The sequence below is a fragment of the Bradyrhizobium sp. UNPF46 genome (assembly GCF_006658625.1).
In the GTDB taxonomy this organism is placed as follows: domain Bacteria; phylum Pseudomonadota; class Alphaproteobacteria; order Rhizobiales; family Xanthobacteraceae; genus Bradyrhizobium; species Bradyrhizobium nitroreducens.
This window is the reverse complement of sequence record NZ_LFJB01000067.1, coordinates 1-16,240: the sequence shown is the minus strand read 5'-3', so window position 1 is coordinate 16,240 and position 16,240 is coordinate 1. Positions and strand designations below refer to the sequence as shown.

Sequence of the window (16,240 nt, the reverse complement as noted above, 5' to 3'; positions counted from 1 at the left end):
CGTGACGGGCGCCGCGGCGCTATAAGGAAGCGAGTTGAATTCGTGTCCGTGCTCGACCACAACGCCATCGACATCAATCCCCGCATCTCCGAGGCGGAGGTCGGCGACTACATCGCGCTGTTGAAGCCGCGGGTGATGTCGCTGGTGATCTTCACCGCGCTGGTCGGCATGGCAATGGCGCCCGGGCATTTCCACTGGGTGCTGGCGATCACCTCGCTGCTCTGCATCGCCGTCGGCGCCGGCGCCTCCGGCGCGCTCAACATGGCGCTCGAAGGCGACATCGACTCCAAGATGTCGCGCACGGCGAACCGGCCGATCCCGCGCGGCCGCATCACCCGACCCGAGGCGATGGCGTTCGGCCTGACGCTGTCGTTCTTCTCGGTGATGACGCTCGGCATCCTCGTCAACTGGATCGCGGGCGCGCTGCTCGCCTTCACCATCTTCTTCTACGTCGTGATCTACACGATGGGCCTGAAGCGCTGGACCGCGCAGAACATCGTGATCGGCGGCGCCGCCGGCGCGCTGCCGCCGGTCGTGGCCTGGGCCGCCGTCACGGGCACGGTCGACGTCGAGCCGCTGCTGCTGTTCGCCATCATCTTCTTCTGGACCCCGCCGCATTTCTGGGCGCTGGCGCTGTTCCGCTCCGACGACTATGCGCGCGCCGGCATTCCGATGCTGCCCAACGTCGCCGGTCCCGACGCGACGCGGCTGCAGATCCTGCTCTACACCGTCGTGCTGATCGCGGTCGCCGCCGCGCCCTGGGCGCTCGGCTATTTCGACGCGATTTACGGCATCGTCTCGCTGATCCTCGGCGCCGGCATGCTGGTGCTGGCGATCAACGTCTATCTGCGCCGCGAGCGAGCTGCGTCGCTGCGCGCGACCCGCAAGCTGTTCGCCTTCTCGATCCTCTATCTGTTCGTGCTGTTCGCGACCCTGCTGGCCGAGGTCGTGTTCCGTGCGCTGGCTCCGATGGTTGGGGGCGCATGATCACAGCGATGGCCGACAAACCCGAGACAGACGGAATCGTCCTCACCGAGGCGCAGAAGAAGAGCCGTCGTCAGCGCTCGATCGCCATCGCTCTGGCGCTCGGCGTGCTCGTGGTGCTGTTCTTTGCCGTCACCATGGTCAAGGGACCCGCGGTCCTCGTGCGGCCGATGTAGGAAACATGGATCACGAGCCCACCATATCGCAGCACGTCAGCGCCAAGCCGGCCGATCCCAAGCCGGCCAAGCGCCGCGCCTCGGGTCGCGATGCGGTGGTTGCGTCCATCTGCGGCGGCGTGGTCGCGCTGATGGTCGGTGCTTCCTACGCGGCCGTGCCGTTCTACAACTGGTTCTGCCGCGCCACCGGCTTCAACGGCACGACGCAGGTGGCGACTTCGGCGCCAGCCACCGGGCCGATCGCGCGAAAGATCTCGGTGCGCTTCGATTCCAACGTCGCGCCCGGCCTGCCCTGGAAGTTCGAGCCGGAGCAGAGCGAGATCGAGGTCAATATCGGCCAGGTCGTGACCGTGTTCTACACCGTGACCAACCAGGCCGCGCGCACCACGGCCGCGCAGGCGGCCTACAACGTCGCGCCGCTGACGGTCGGCTCCTACTTCCAGAAGATCAACTGCTTCTGCTTCACCGAGCAGACCATGGCACCCGGCGAGAAGCGCGAGATGCCGGTCGTGTTCTACGTCGATCCCTCGATCGCCGACGACCACGAGAACGACGGGCTGAACACGATCACGCTGTCCTACACCTTCTATCCGGTGAAGGATCCCGTGGTGAAGCCGCTGGCATCGGGCGAAGGCGACAAGCGCAAGGGAAATCTCTGACCGCAGAGCTCGCGCTCTGGAGGTCGGAAACAAGGGGATAAGTGCCTGACAGGCACGGGATTGAGGAGAGAGACCGCAAATGGCAACGGCGCACACCAAGCATCACGACTATCACCTGGTCGATCCCTCTCCGTGGCCGGCGGTCGGTTCGCTCTCGGCCTTCATCATGGCGGTCGGCGCGATCTCCTGGATGCACCACATGTTCTCGGCCGCGCCGATCGTGTTCGGCGTCGGCACCGTCGGCGTGCTCTACACCATGGCGAGCTGGTGGGGCGACGTGATCAAGGAAGCCCAGTACAAGGGCGACCACACCCGCGTCGTGCAGCTGCATCACCGCTACGGCATGATCCTGTTCATCGCCTCCGAGGTGATGTTCTTCGTCGCCTGGTTCTGGGCCTATTTCAACGCGGCGCTGTTCCCGGCCGACGCGGTCCACGCCACCCGTGATGCCGTGTTCGGCTGCGGTCTCGGCACCCAGGCCGGCGCCTGCGCGGTCCCCGGCACCTGGCCGCCGAAGGGCATCGAGACTTTCGATCCCTGGCACCTGCCGCTCCTGAACACGCTGATCCTGCTGACGTCAGGCACCACCGTGACCTGGGCGCACCACGCGCTGCTCGAGAACGACCGCCAGGGCCTGAAATACGGCCTGATCCTCACCGTCGTGCTGGGCGCGCTCTTCACCTGCGTACAGGCCTATGAGTACAGCCACGCGGCGTTCTCCTTCGCCGGCAACGTCTACGGCGCGACCTTCTTCATGGCGACCGGCTTCCACGGTTTCCACGTGCTGGTCGGCACCATCTTCCTGCTGGTCTGCCTGTTCCGTGCCTATGCCGGCCACTTCACGCCGAAGCAGCACCTCGGCTTCGAGTTCGCGGCCTGGTACTGGCACTTCGTCGACGTGGTCTGGCTGTTCCTGTTCCTCTGCATCTACGTCTGGGGACACGGCGCCGAGACCATGGCCCACGGCGCGCACTGAGCCGCAAGGCAGATGATCCCAAAGGGCGGCCGCAGGGCCGCCCTTTCCTTTTCCAGCCGCCGGAGCTCCGGCGGAAACTGTGATAGAGTCCGCCATCATGAACGACACCGCCGGTAAACCCGAGCCCGAGACCACCGTCCTGCAGAGCGCGCTGCGTGGGCTTGCCTGCAGATGCCCGCGCTGCGGCCAGGGCAAGCTCTACGCAGGCTTCCTGACGCTCGCACCCGCCTGCGACCGCTGCGGCCTCGACTACGCCTTCATCGACACCGGCGACGGTCCGGCGATCTTCATCATCATGCTGGCCGGCGGCATCGTCGTCGCGGCCGCGCTGATCGTCGAGGTCAAATACCAGCCGCCGTACTGGCTGCATGCGGTGCTGTGGTTGCCGCTGATCCTGGCCACCACGCTCCTGCCGCTGCGTGCGATGAAGTCGCTGCTGATCGCGCTGCAATTCCACCACAAGGCGGCGCCGGGCCGGTTGGTCGACCGCGCGAAATGAACGAGCCTGCACGCAAGCCTCGCGTGGCCGGCTTCGCACTGTTCACGCTGTTCCTGACGGCCGTCTTCCTCGCGCTCGGCTTCTGGCAATTGCAGCGGCGGACCGCCAAGCACGCGCTGGTCGCGGCACTTACCGAGCGTCTCGCCGCAGCGCCGGTCGCGCTGCCGCCGCCGACCATGTGGGCCGAGCTCAATCCCGCGCGCGACGAATTCCGCCGCGTCAGTTTCACCGCAACCTACGCAGCCCTGCCGGATGCGATGGTCTATTCCTCGGGCTCCGCGGTGCGCAAGGACGCACCAGGCCCCGGCACCTGGGCGTTCCTGCCGGCGCGGCTTCCAAGCGGCGAGACGGTCGTGATCGATGCCGGCTTCGTCGAGAACTCGATGCAGGACCGCAGCGTCGAGGATCGCGCGGTGAGGAAGCTCATCACCGGGCAGCCGGTCGCGCTCACCGGCTATCTGCGCTTTCCCGAGGCGGCCGGCTGGCTGACGCCGGCGGAAAACCGCGACAAGCGGCTCTGGTTCGTGCGCGATCATCCGGCCATCGCCAGCGCGCTCGGCTGGGGCGCGGTGGCGCCGTTCTATCTCGACCTCGAGCAGCCCGCGCCCGAGAACGGCATTCCGCGCCCGGGGCCGCTCGACGTGCACCTGAAGGACGATCATCTGCAATACGCCGTCACCTGGTTCATGCTCGCGGGCGCCGTGCTGATCGCCTTCGCGGTGTGGGCAAGAGGCCGGCGGCAGGCCTGAGCGCATCAGGGCATGATCCGGATCAGCGCGTCGCGTTTCCGGAGAGGATCGTGCCTGCGGCGCCATGACGAGCAATCCTGGCCGCACCGCGCTTGAGATGTCTGTCGATGGAACCCGGTATCGCCCGGGGTTTATTATTCAGCGCATATTCACGAGTGTGGTTCTAAGCCCGGCCGGTATTGTCCGCGGCAGACAGGATTGCAGCGTGAGCGATTTCGATCAGATGGGAATTATCGTCGACTGGGTGGATGCCTGCCGCAAGGGCGACCTCGCAGCCCTGCTCGACCTCTATGCCGACGACGCGCAGCTCGAATGCACCTGCAACGGTGCCCGGCGCTATCGCGGCCGCAGCGAGATCGAGGCCTATTGGCAGCCGCGGCTCAGCGCCTTCTCGTCGGCGGGGTTCGGGCTGGAAGAAATCCATCCCGCGCCCCACGGTGTCCATCTCGAATATTCCGTCGCCGGTGCGCTGCGCATACAGGCCTCGTTCCGCTTCAGCCCGGACGGCAAGATCCGCAGCACGCTGTGCGAACCGGCTCCGCAAACCGGGCAGATGAGCTGCGCGTGCTGAGAAGCTGCCTGGCGCCCCCTGCGTCATGCGTGGCGATCTTCGCATCAGTGCATCGCGCCCTCCCAGAACATCTCGAGTCGGAACTGAATTCGTCCAACGCTGCGCTTGGCGAGCGATGCGAATGGACGGATCGCCGGCGCCCGGCAACCGATTTGAATTGCAGCGTCTTCATCTTTTCGTCGCAGGCGCTGCGTGATTTTCCTTGAATTCTTGCATCTCTTTCCGCGCGATGTTGCGCGTCTTTCCCGCTTCTGTTCGCACGCGACGATAGGCGCTGCATGCGAGCCGCAGCTTAGACAAGTTCCAGGTTTGAGGTGCTCTACGCCGTGAGATGACCATGTTAGGTGAGCGCTCGGGGCTGCCCGGTTGGCAGCGTTGGGGTGCACTATGGAATTCGCGTTTGCGTCGGGTGGTTCGGTCCGCGCTGTTTCTCTCGGAGCTGTCAGCTTCATCGCTCTCTCATTCGGTCTTTCTTCGACGCGATCGGCGCATGCGCAGACGAACCTGCCTGCGGTGACGGTGGAAGCGCCTGCTGCATCGAAGCCGCGCCCTGTGGTCCGCCGCTCGCAATCATCGTCCGGACGGTCGCAGCAGCGACAGGCCGCGCAATCCGTGCAACGCGCAGCTCCCGTGCCCTACGTGACGCCGGCCACCGGCACGCTCGGAGCGCTGCCCCCGCCCTACGCCGGCGGACAAGTCGCGAGCGGCGGCGGTCTCGGCCTGCTCGGCAACCGCGGCGTGATGGACGCGCCCTTCAACCAGACCAGCTACACTGCCGAGCTGATCCAGAACCAGCAGGCGCGGACCATCCGCGACGTGCTGATCAACGATCCCTCCGTGCGCGTCATCCAGGCCGCCGGCGGCGGCGCCGATGGCCTTTTCATCCGCGGCTTCTATTACGACAGCGGCGACTATGCGCTGAACGGCCTCTCCGGCATCGCGCCCTACTACTCGACCGGCGCCAATTTCATCGAGCGTGTCGAAGTGCTGAAGGGGCCGAGCGCGGTGCTCAACGGCATGACGGTCGGCGGCACCGGCGCCTCGAGCGCCGGCGCGGTCGGCGGCAGCGTCAATCTGGTCACCAAGCACGCGGCCGACGTCGACATCACCCAGCTCACCGCGACCTATGTGTCGAAATCGCAGTTCGGCCAGCAGATCGACGTCAGCCGGCGCTATGGCGAGCACAAGGAATGGGGTGTCCGCCTCAACAGCACCTATTCCAACGGCAATACGCCGTGGAATCGCCAGAACGACGAGTTCGGCAACGTCGCGCTCGGGCTCGACTATCGCGGCGATACGGTGCGGGCCGCGGTCGACATCGGCTACCAGGCCGACGTGCTCGACCCGCCGCAGCGCTTCTTCTCGGTCGGCTCGACCCCGATCCCCTCGCCGCCCAAGGCCGGAACGAACTTTCAGGTCCCCTGGGCCTACTATCATCCGACCGACTTCTTCTCGACCGTCAAGGGCGAGGTCGACGTCACGGACTGGATCACGGCGTATGCCGGTTTCGGCTACCACGACAGCAACATCAACTACGCTTATCCCTCGCCGATCATCAGCAACGCCATTCCAGGTGTGCTGGCCGCGACGCCAGCAACGCCAGCCACCTTTCAACTCGGCGGCTTGCGAGCTACGCCGGGCATGGGGAAGGAAACCTACGAAACGCTCGCCGGTGAAGCTGGCGTCCGCATCAATGCCGATCTGGGGCCGGTCAATCATGCGGTGAATGTCGGCTATTCAATCACCGACCGGACCTACAACCAGCGCTTTCTGACTCCGTCCTCGGGTGCGATCTACTGGAATCTCTACTCCGAACCCACCAACATCGCGCAGCCGACCTTCAACACGGTCTCCGGCAGCCAGACCACGAACGTCGACCTCTGGAGCGTCGGCGTCTCCGATACGATGTCGATGTGGGACAAGCGGCTTCAGTTCACTGTCGGCGTGAGGCGCCAGACTGCGGGAAGCTCGGTGGCGAACTACCTCACCCCGTCCTCTTCGCGCGGCGAGCAGGACACCTCGGTGTGGACGCCGGCCTACGCCGTTGTGGTCAAGCCGATCGAACACATCTCGCTCTACGCGAACTACATCGAAGGTCTGCAGACGCCGGCCGTCGTCGGCGGCACGTTCCTGAACCGCGGGACGGTGTTCCCGCCCGGCCAGACCAAGCAGGTCGAGGCCGGCATCAAGATTGATGCCGGGCGCATCACCACGACCCTGAGCGGGTTCGATATCTCCCAGCCGAGCATCATCTCCGTCGCCGTGCCGGGCGGAACGGAGCAGCGGCTCAACGGACGCCAGCGCAATCGCGGCATCGAGCTCAACGTGTTCGGCCAGGTCACGCCGGCGATCAGGCTGCTCGGCGGCGTCGCCATGATCCATGGCGTGCAGGAGCAGGCGGCGCTGGCCTCGAACAACGGCAAGGATGCGGTCGGCGTGCCGGGCGTGACAGCCAATATCGGCGCGGAATGGGATACGCCCTTTCTCCGTGATTTCACCCTCACCGGGCGCGTCGTCTACACCAGCTGGCAATATGTCGACGTCGCCAACACGTTGACGATTCCGGAATGGACCCGGGTCGACCTCGGCGCGCGCTACACCTTCACCTCGCCGTGGAACGGCAAGCCCATCGTGGTCCGCGGCAGCATCGAGAACGTCTTCAACAAGGCCTATTGGGCCTCCGCCTATAGCGGCGTGATCACGCTGGCGGCACCCCGGACCTATCTGGTCTCGACCACTTTCAACTTTTGACATTGCGGGGATTCGCAGCAGGCCGGCAACACATGAAGACCTTCGCCAGAACCATGCTCGCCATCGTCGGCGGCTATGTCGGGACATCGGCGATCATCGCCGCGCTCGCCGTCATCGCCGTCGCCGCGGGCGGCATGGAGCGCAGCGAAGCCGCCACATTGACGTCCATGCTCGGGTTCGTGATCTATCTCGCCGTCATCATCTGGTCGTTCGCCGATCCCGCTTTGCTGCGTGTCGCGCTCGGCCTCGGCGCGGTCTCGGGGCTGAGCTACGCGGTCGTCTTGCTGCTCGCCCGGGCTCCGGTGTAGCGCGCATGCAAGTAGGCTTCCGCGCATCGATGAACTGGCTCCACACCTGGTCGGGCGTGGTGCTGGGCTCGCTCTTGTTCGCGATCTTCTGGATGGGGACCCTGTCGGTGTTCGACAAGGAGATCGACCGCTGGATGATGCCGGCGACGCGGCTGGCCATGCCGGCGGCGTTTTCCTACGAGACCATGCGCCCGGCCTACCTGGCGGGCGTGGCGGCCAAGGCGCCGGCCGTGCTGCTGCTGGTGCCGAACGAGCGCAATCCGGTCGTCACGGCGCTGTGGCGCAATGCCGACGGCTCCTTCACCCAGCGCCTGTTCGATCCGTCGACGGGCGCCGAACTGCCGGATCAGGGCACGCTGGCCGCCTCCCGCTTCATCTATCCGTTCCACTACACACTGAACCTGAAAATGTTCGGTGTCGGCTACTGGATCGTCGGTCTTTGCGGCATGATGATGATGGCGCTGTGCGTGTCGGGCGTCGTCATCCACCGCAAGATCTTCGCCGACTTCTTCACGTTTCGGCCCGAGCGCAAGGTCGGCCGTGCCACGCTCGATCTGCACAATGTCGCGGGCGTGCTCGGCCTGCCGTTTCACGTCGTGATCAGCCTGTCGGGCCTCGTGATCCTGTTCGCGATCTACTTTCCCAGCAGCATCTGGGCGGTCTACGGCAAGGATGCGCGCCTGTTCGGCCGCGAGGCCTACGGCTCCTATGCGCGGCCGCCGGTCAAGCAGGCCGCCGACCTGATCTCGTTCGATGCGATCGTCGCCAGGGCAAAGGCGTCATGGGGGCAGGGCGAACCCAACTATCTCTACGTCTTCAATCCCGGCGACGCCACCGTCTATGTCCAGGCCAACCGCGCCTCCGAGGATGTCGTCGGCAACATCTCGGCCGTCGCCTATATCGACGGCGTCAGCGGCGACCTGCTCGCGGCCAGCAAGCCCGAAAAGCCGGCGGCCATGGTGCAGCGCTTCATCGCTGGCCTGCATTTCATCCAGTTCAGGCACTGGACGTTGCGATGGCTGTATTTCGGGCTTGGCCTCGCCGGATGCGCGCTGATCGCCACCGGCCTGTTGTTCTGGGTGGAATCGCGGCGCGAGCGGCACCGCAAGCTCGGTCGCTCCGGCGCTGGAATCGTCGAGGCGGTGACGGTCGCGAGCGTCACCGGCATATTGATTGCGACCTGTTGCTACATGATATCCAATCGTGTCCTGCCGCTCGGCGTGACGGTCCTCGGCCTAGATCGGATCGCGATCGAGATCATCGTCTTTCATCTCGCATGGTTGGCCACCTTGCTGCACGCCTGGGTCGCCGGCCGCAGGGCCTGGGCCGGCCAATGCATGGTCGTCGCCGTGCTGGCCGCCTCAGCCGTTCTGCTCAACGCCCTGACGACGGGAGATCATCTGCTCAAGGCGGTGGCGCATCGTCATTCGTGGCCGGTGGCCGGCATCGACGCCATGCTGCTGCTGACGGCGGTCGTCGCGGCGCTGGTGGCGCGTCGACTGGCCGGAGAACGGCCGCCCGAGCGGGCGGCCCGGGAGGCGCGCGCGTGATCGTTGCGTTCGCGCTGCTCATGGCGGGGTGGAGCCTGATCGCCGGCAGTCAGCCCAAGCAGTACGGCCGGGTCTTTCACGGCCGGCATCTGTCCGGGCCGCTCAGGAAGGCGATCCGAGGCGTGGGCGTGGCGCTGCTGCTGGCCGCTCTGGCGGTCATGGCGCGCTCCGACAGTGCGGCCTTTGCGGTGCTGAGCTGGGTCTGCCTGCTGAGCGTCAGCGCGATGCTCGTGGCGTTGATCCTGGCCTGGCTGCCCCGATGGGTATCTGCGCGTCGGCCTCAGGCGGATTCCGTCACGGGCAGGCGGCAGCGCACGTAAGTTCGCTCATCAACGCGCAAAAGCGACAGCGATCCGCTCAGCGCCCGCACGCGCTCGTGCATGCCGGTGAGGCCCCGGCCGAAGACGTTGCCGGCAGGAAATCCGGCGCCGTCGTCGGAGATCTCTATGTCGAGCGTCTCGCCGATGACGGTCACCTGCACGTGGGCCTGGTGCGCGCCGGCATGACGCAGCACGTTGGTGAGAGCCTCCTGGACGACACGGTAGACGGTCCGGGCCAACGGCCCGTCGATCACGTTCAGATCCGGATCGATCGTGTCCGTCAGGACGATATGCGGTGCCTGCTTGCGATAGCTCTGGAGCAGCGTCTGCACGCTGGTCGAAAGGCCCAGTTCCTCGATGTAGAGCGGTCGCAGCCGGTCGAGGATGCGGCGGTTGGTCTGCTGGAGCGCTTCGACCGATTGCAGCAGCTCCTCGGCCGAATTGCTGAAATTTCCTGCCTGCGGCGCGGCGTCGATCAGCGCGATCGTGCCGGCGCGGATGCTGAACAGCAGCGGTCCGAGCTCGTCGTGCAATTCGCGGGCGAGATCACGCCGCTCGTCGTCCTGGAGCGACACCAGGCGATGCATCAGATCGCGATTGTCCTGGCTCAATTGCGCAAGCGTTGCAGCCAGTGCGTTCGCCTCCGCACAGCTCTGCCGAATCTCCGGCGGCCCTCCGACCGGGATCGGCTTCGTGTAATCGCCACGCCGCATCCGCGTCAGGCCTTCGCCGAGATGCTGCAGGGGGCGCAGTGCCGATCCCGCGAAGACATAGGCGATGATTCCGGTGAGCACCGTCAGCACGGCGACGAGGCTGGTCAGCGCCAGGAAGCCGATCCACTTCTCGAACACGTCGGCGGACAGGTCCGGCAGGAACACGATATCGCCGATACGTCTGCCATCGATCAGCACCGGGGCTGCAGTGTCCGTGTCGGGCACCATGATCAGGTTGATGAACCACTGCGGGACCCCTTTTAGGTTGTGAATGCGGTCCTGTGGCGAAGGCGCAGGAGCGCCTTCCGCGGAGCGGAATTGAATGTCGGAAGAGGTGGTCAAGGATTGGATGAAGGCGTCGAGCATCTTCCGCGGATTGTCCGCGGCGCTCAAAGTGTGGTTGAGTGCGGCGGCGATCGTGCGGGTCGAACGTCGGGCGGGCTCATTCTCGTCGGCCAGCTGACCGCTCGCGAATATCTGGAGCAGCACGCCGGCGAGGATCAGCGCTGCGAGAAAGCTCGCGCCGAGTGGAACAAACAGTTGCGTTCTGAACGAGAGTCGTTGCCACATTGGGACAATTCTAACGCGCACCGGCGGAATTACTCTTTCCATTTGTTCCCGCCGGTCTATGAGTTGAAAAACAAGAGAGCGCGCGATGCAAGATACCGCCAAACCCGGGACCCGGGTTCTGATTGTCGACGACCATCCCGTGGTGCTGTCCGGTTGCCGCACCCTGTTCGCGGCGGACCATTCGATCCGTATCGACGAGGCGTCCGACGCCAAATCCGGGCATCGCGCCTATGTCAGCAAGCGGCCCGACGTCACCGTGATCGACATCAGCCTGCCCGACGTCTCCGGTTTCGAGCTGATGCGGCGCATCCGCAAGGACGACCCCGGCGCCAAGATCATCATGTTCAGCATGAACGACGACCCGGCCTTCGTGGTGCGGGCAGTCGAGCTTGGGGCGCAGGGCTATGTCTCCAAGGGCGACGATCCCCGGATCCTGCTCAAGGCGGTGCGCAAGGTGGTGGCGGGCGACAATTTCATCTCCCCGCAGCTCGCGGAAGCCGTGACGTTTTCCGGCGCGGCCATCAAGGCCAACCCTGCGTCGCAGATGACGCCACGGGAGCTCGAGATTCTCCGTTTGCTCGGACGCGGCGACAAGATCGTGGAAGTGGCCGAGGCACTCGGCATTTCCTACAAGACGGTCGCCAACACCACGTCCTTGCTCAAGCAGAAGTTGGGAGCCAAGAACCATTCCGACCTGATCAGGATCGCGGTGGAAATCGGGATGAATTGATGGTCCGGGGGACCCGGCATTGATTTGCCCCCGAGATGTCCCGGAATTCGGGAAATGACGGCAACGCGCAGGCGTACGGCGGCCTGGCTGTCCTTGTCGGCGCCGAACTTGGATCGGGAAAAATAGGAACATTCTCTCGCATATCTCGTTTTCGCCCTTGACGGTTTCGTGACAGGCGACGAAAGGTTGCGCGATCAGTTTTGATGGGTCGGGCGACCCGGACGAGGCAAACCGGTCTGCACATATCAACGACAGACCTTCCAAGAGAGGGGCTGCGGCATCGCCGCAGCCCTTTTTCGTTGGGCGGGGTGGAGGCGGGAAGCGGTTTCCCGATGCCGCAAAACACTTTATGGTGGCCCAAAGCCTCTGGCTGTTAGCAAGTAGTTTCATAGAATCAAAGGCTTAACGAGCGGCTCAGGCCGGTCGGCCTTTGGAGGGCAGTTTGACTCGTTATATCTCGACCCGGGGCGAGGCCCCCGAACTCGGCTTCTGCGACGTGATGCTGACCGGGCTTGCCCGCGACGGCGGCCTGTATGTGCCGACCGTCTGGCCGCAACTCTCCACTGATGCCATCGCCGGCTTCTTCGGTCGCCCCTATTGGGAGGTCGCGGTCGACGTGATCCGTCCCTTTGTCGGCGGTGAGATCTCCGACGCCGAGCTCGGCCGCATGGCGAACGAGGCCTATGCCACCTTCCGCCATCCCGCCGTGGTGCCGCTGCGCCAGATGTCGCCGCACCAGTTCGTGCTGGAGCTGTTCCACGGCCCGACGCTCGCCTTCAAGGACGTGGCGATGCAGCTGATTTCGCGGCTGATGGACCACGTGCTCGCCAAGCGCGGTCAGCGCACCACCATCGTGGTCGCGACGTCGGGCGATACCGGCGGCGCCGCCGTGGAAGCCTTTGCCGGCCTCGAGAATGTCGATCTCATCGTGCTGTTCCCGCACGGCCGCATCTCCGAGGTGCAGCGGCGGATGATGACGACGACGGGCGCGGCCAATGTCCATGCGCTCGCCATCGAGGGCAATTTCGACGATTGCCAGGCGCTGGTGAAGGGCATGTTCAACAACCATCGCTTCCGCGACGCGACCTCGCTCTCCGGCGTCAATTCCATCAACTGGGCGCGCATCGTCGCCCAGGTGGTCTACTATTTCACCTCCGCCGTTGCCGTCGGCGCGCCGGCGCGCGCGGTGGATTTCGTGGTGCCGACCGGCAATTTCGGCGACATCTTCGCCGGCTACGTCGCCAAGCGCATGGGGCTGCCGGTGCGCACCCTGCGCATCGCCGCCAACGTCAACGACATCCTGGCGCGCACCCTGAAGACCGGGATCTACGAGGTGCGCGAGGTGCACGCGACGGCGTCGCCCTCGATGGACATCCAGATCTCGTCGAATTTCGAACGGCTGCTGTTCGAGGCCGGCCGGCGCGATGCGGCGGGCGTGCGCCGTCTGATGGATTCGCTGAAGCAGTCCGGACGTTTCGTGCTGCCCGATGCGACGCTGGCGGCCATCCGCGAGGAGTTCGACGCCGGCCGCGCGGACGAGACCGAGACTGCGGCTGCGATCCGCGCCGGCTGGCGCGAGGCGGGCGAGCTGGTCGATCCCCATACGGCGGTGGCGCTCGCTGTCGCCGACCGCGACACCACCGACACGCGGGTTCCGAGCATCGTGCTCTCGACCGCCCATCCGGCCAAATTCCCCGACGCTGTCGAAGCGGCCTGCGGCCAGCGGCCGCAACTGCCGGCCTGGCTCGACGGGTTGATGACCAAATCCGAACACATGAAGGTGATGAAGAACGATCAGGCCGAGCTCGAGCGGTTCGTGTTGTCGGTCAGCCGCGCCGCAAAGCAGGGAGTTGCCGGATGAGTGTCGAGATTTCCAAGCTTGCCTCCGGCCTGACCGTCGTCACCGACAAGATGCCTCATCTGGAGACCGCCGCGCTCGGCGTCTGGGCCGGCGTCGGCGGGCGCGACGAGAAGCCGAACGAGCACGGCATCTCGCATCTGCTCGAACACATGGCGTTCAAGGGCACGACGAAGCGCTCCTCGCGCGAGATCGTCGAGGAGATCGAGGCGGTCGGCGGCGACCTCAATGCCGGCACCTCGACCGAGACGACGTCCTATTACGCGCGGGTGCTGAAGGCCGACGTGCCGCTCGCGCTCGACGTGCTCGCCGACATCCTGGCCAATCCCGCCTTCGAGCCGGACGAGCTGGAGCGCGAGAAGAACGTCATCGTGCAGGAGATCGGGGCGGCGCAGGACACGCCCGACGACGTCGTGTTCGAGCATCTCAACGAGCTCTGCTATCCCGACCAGCCGATGGGCCGCTCGCTGCTCGGCACGGCCAAGACGCTGCGCAGCTTCAACCGCGACATGCTGCGCGGCTATCTGTCCACGCATTATCGCGGGCCCGACATGGTGGTGGCGGCGGCCGGCGCGGTCGATCACGGCCAAGTGGTCGCCGAGGCCGAGAAGCGCTTTGCGAGTTTCGAGGCGGCGCCGGGCCCGAAGCCGCAAACCGCTCAATTCGGCAAGGGCGGCGCCAAGGTGGTGCATCGCGAGCTGGAACAGGCGCATCTGACGCTGGCGCTGGAAGGCGTGCCGCAGGCCGATGCGTCGCTGTTCTCGCTCCAGGTCTTCACCAACATCCTCGGCGGCGGAATGTCGTCGCGCCTGTTCCAGGAGGTGCGCGAGAAGCGCGGTCTCTGTTACTCGATCTACTCGTTCCACGCGCCCTATACCGATACCGGCTTCTTCGGCCTCTACACCGGCACCGATCCGGCCGATGCGCCGGAGATGATGGAGGTCGTGATCGACATCATGAATGAGTCGGTGGAAACGCTGACCGAGGCCGAGATCGCACGGGCCAAGGCGCAGATGAAGGCGGGCCTGCTGATGGCGCTGGAGAGCTGTTCGTCCCGCGCCGAGCAGCTCGCCCGGCATGTTCTCGCCTATGGGCGGCCGCAGACGGTCGAGGAGCTGGTTGGCCGGATCGACGCCGTCAGCGTCGAATCGACCCGGGACGCGGCGCGTGCACTGCTTTCGCGCAGTCGCCCTGCAGTTGTCGCATTAGGCAGTGGCAGGGGTCTGGACACGGCGGTGTCTTTTGCGGAAGGATTGACCCGGGCACGTGCCAAGGCGCGGCTGCACTAGGAGCCGCACACGGGCCGATCTGCCCCGGGAAGCATCACCATGGCCCTCTTTCGTCTGCCGTCCAGTGGACCCGCCGCCCTCGCGCCGCGCGGCAACGGGCTGCTCTTGCGCGCACCGCAGATGTCGGACTTCCTGCAATGGGCGCATTTGCGCGAAACCAGCCGCGACTACCTGACGCCCTGGGAGCCGATCTGGCCCTCGGACGACCTGACGCGCTCCGGCTTCCGTCGTCGCCTGCGCCGCTATTCCGAGGATATCGCCGCGGACCGCTCCTATCCCTTCCTGATCTTTCGCGAGCTCGACGGCGCCATGGTCGGCGGCATCACGCTGGCCAATGTCCGGCGCGGCATCGTGCAGGCCGGCACCATCGGTTACTGGATCGGTCAGCCCCATGCGCATCGCGGCTACATGACGGCGGCGCTGCGGGTGCTGCTGCCGACGTTGTTCGGCGAGCTGAACCTGCACCGGGTGGAGGCGGCCTGCATTCCCACCAATGCGCCCTCGATCCGGGTGCTGGAGAAATGCGGCTTCTCCCGCGAGGGTCTGGCGCGCCGCTACCTCTGCATCAACGGGGTCTGGCAGGACCATTTGCTGTTCGGCCTCTTGCACGAGGATTTCCGCGGCTGAGCCGCCCCATTCGTGCGGCCAAATCCCCCTTTTTGCTGCCTTGGGTTCGCCGATTTTGGCGATATAAGGCGCATGTTCCGGCCGGTGATCGGCCGGACAAGTGTCATTGGAGTACGGGCTTTGATGGTGAAGCAGCTTCGGTCATCGGAGAATGTGCTGCGGCGGATGCCGGCGATCATGCTGGCATTGTCGATGTCGTTCGCGGCGGTTTCGCCGGTGGCCGCCCAGTCCCTGACCGACCGTTTCAAGAACCTGTTCGGCGGCAAGTCCGACGAGCCGGCTCAGCCCAAGCCGCCGCCCGCGCCCGGCCAGCCGGCTGAAGACGATCTCGATTGCCCGCAGGTGACGGTGCGCGCGGGGGCCTCGACCTACGCGGTGGGCGCCGGCAACAAGCCGGCGGTCGGCAATGAGATTCGTTTCCAGGCCACGATCACCAAGATGGCGCGCGAATGTGCCCGCAGCAGCGGCGGCATCACGGCCCGGATCGGCATTCAGGGCCGCGTCATTGCCGGACCTGCCGGTGCGCCTGCCACGGTCGAGGTGCCGCTGCGCATCGCCGTCGTGCAGGGTGGCGTCGGCGAGAAGGTGATCGCTTCGAAGGCCTATCGGACCACGGTCGACATGACCGAGGGCGGCAGTGTGCCCTTCACCTTTGTCGTCGAGGATGTGACCTATCCGGTGCCGCCGCCTGCGGTCGCCGACAACTACATCTTCTATGTCGGCTTCGACCCGCAGGCGCTCTCGCCCGAGCCGAAGGGGCGCAAGAAGAAGTAGCGAACGACTCGTGCCCCGGACGCAGCGCAGCGCTTCTTCAGCGGTGCGCTGCAGAGCCGGCAACTGTTATGTTGACGGTGCGACCTTATAGATTTTTCGGTCGCGCAGCATAGCGTTGAGGATGGTCAGCAGCTTC

The 16,240-nt window shown here is 65.6% G+C and carries 17 protein-coding genes; 16 read left to right on the top strand and 1 reads right to left on the bottom strand.

Features of this window, described 5'->3' with window-relative positions; genetic code table 11:
• The first annotated feature begins 42 nt into the window (after window positions 1–42).
• From UNPF46_RS25360 to UNPF46_RS25310, 11 genes are all read left to right on the top strand, one after another.
• Complete coding sequence (locus UNPF46_RS25360) at window positions 43–987, top strand: heme o synthase (protein ID WP_100177978.1); 945 nt, start codon at window positions 43–45, stop codon at window positions 985–987.
• Window positions 984–1,160: a cytochrome c oxidase system small membrane protein gene (locus UNPF46_RS25355; RefSeq protein ID WP_063197888.1), complete on the top strand. Its 177-nt coding sequence runs from the start codon at window positions 984–986 to the stop codon at window positions 1,158–1,160. Before UNPF46_RS25360 ends, UNPF46_RS25355 begins: the two co-directional genes overlap by 4 nt.
• Window positions 1,161–1,165: 5 nt before the next feature.
• Window positions 1,166–1,819: a cytochrome c oxidase assembly protein gene (locus tag UNPF46_RS25350; protein WP_142251824.1), complete on the top strand. Its 654-nt coding sequence runs from the start codon at window positions 1,166–1,168 to the stop codon at window positions 1,817–1,819.
• A gap of 79 nt (window positions 1,820–1,898) precedes the next feature.
• Window positions 1,899–2,795: a cytochrome c oxidase subunit 3 gene (locus UNPF46_RS25345; protein ID WP_100177976.1), complete on the top strand. Its 897-nt coding sequence runs from the start codon at window positions 1,899–1,901 to the stop codon at window positions 2,793–2,795.
• Between the two features lie 97 nt (window positions 2,796–2,892).
• Window positions 2,893–3,294, top strand: a complete 402-nt coding sequence (locus UNPF46_RS25340) for a DUF983 domain-containing protein (protein WP_100177975.1) — start codon at window positions 2,893–2,895, stop codon at window positions 3,292–3,294.
• Window positions 3,291–4,043, top strand: a complete 753-nt coding sequence (locus tag UNPF46_RS25335) for an SURF1 family protein (protein WP_142251823.1) — start codon at window positions 3,291–3,293, stop codon at window positions 4,041–4,043. Before UNPF46_RS25340 ends, UNPF46_RS25335 begins: the two co-directional genes overlap by 4 nt.
• 205 nt (window positions 4,044–4,248) lie before the next feature.
• A complete protein-coding gene (locus UNPF46_RS25330) occupies window positions 4,249–4,614 on the top strand; it encodes a nuclear transport factor 2 family protein (RefSeq protein ID WP_100177973.1) in 366 nt (121 codons plus the stop codon).
• A 387-nt stretch (window positions 4,615–5,001) separates the two neighbouring features.
• Window positions 5,002–7,365, top strand: a complete 2,364-nt coding sequence (locus UNPF46_RS25325) for a TonB-dependent receptor (RefSeq protein WP_142251822.1) — start codon at window positions 5,002–5,004, stop codon at window positions 7,363–7,365.
• 32 nt (window positions 7,366–7,397) lie between these two features.
• Entirely contained in the window at window positions 7,398–7,673 is a 276-nt protein-coding gene (locus UNPF46_RS25320; RefSeq protein WP_142251821.1) for a hypothetical protein, read from the top strand.
• Window positions 7,674–7,678: 5 nt separating this feature from the next.
• Window positions 7,679–9,223, top strand: a complete 1,545-nt coding sequence (locus tag UNPF46_RS25315; RefSeq protein WP_142251820.1) for a PepSY-associated TM helix domain-containing protein — start codon at window positions 7,679–7,681, stop codon at window positions 9,221–9,223.
• Entirely contained in the window at window positions 9,220–9,543 is a 324-nt protein-coding gene (locus tag UNPF46_RS25310) for a DUF3325 domain-containing protein (protein WP_142251819.1), read from the top strand. Before UNPF46_RS25315 ends, UNPF46_RS25310 begins: the two co-directional genes overlap by 4 nt.
• On the opposite strand, the gene UNPF46_RS25305 is transcribed toward UNPF46_RS25310, so the two are convergent.
• A complete protein-coding gene (locus UNPF46_RS25305; RefSeq protein WP_142251818.1) occupies window positions 9,504–10,826 on the bottom strand; it encodes a histidine kinase in 1,323 nt (440 codons plus the stop codon). The two genes, UNPF46_RS25310 and UNPF46_RS25305, sit on opposite strands and share 40 nt — an antisense overlap.
• A gap of 85 nt (window positions 10,827–10,911) precedes the next feature.
• On the opposite strand from UNPF46_RS25305, the gene UNPF46_RS25300 reads away from it, so the two are divergent.
• From UNPF46_RS25300 to UNPF46_RS25280, 5 genes are all read left to right on the top strand, one after another.
• Window positions 10,912–11,556, top strand: a complete 645-nt coding sequence (locus UNPF46_RS25300) for a response regulator transcription factor (RefSeq protein ID WP_100177967.1) — start codon at window positions 10,912–10,914, stop codon at window positions 11,554–11,556.
• Window positions 11,557–11,998: 442 nt separating this feature from the next.
• Window positions 11,999–13,417, top strand: a complete 1,419-nt coding sequence (gene thrC / locus UNPF46_RS25295) for a threonine synthase (RefSeq protein WP_174718993.1) — start codon at window positions 11,999–12,001, stop codon at window positions 13,415–13,417.
• Window positions 13,414–14,703 carry a M16 family metallopeptidase gene (locus tag UNPF46_RS25290; RefSeq protein ID WP_100177965.1) on the top strand — a complete coding sequence of 430 codons (1,290 nt, stop codon included), beginning with the start codon at window positions 13,414–13,416 and terminating at the stop codon, window positions 14,701–14,703. The genes thrC and UNPF46_RS25290 overlap by 4 nt, the downstream gene beginning before the upstream one ends.
• Before the next feature lie 39 nt (window positions 14,704–14,742).
• A complete protein-coding gene (locus UNPF46_RS25285) occupies window positions 14,743–15,330 on the top strand; it encodes a GNAT family N-acetyltransferase (protein ID WP_100177964.1) in 588 nt (195 codons plus the stop codon).
• Window positions 15,331–15,453: 123 nt separating this feature from the next.
• Window positions 15,454–16,104 carry a hypothetical protein gene (locus UNPF46_RS25280; protein WP_100177963.1) on the top strand — a complete coding sequence of 217 codons (651 nt, stop codon included), beginning with the start codon at window positions 15,454–15,456 and terminating at the stop codon, window positions 16,102–16,104.
• Window positions 16,105–16,240 lie beyond the last annotated feature (136 nt).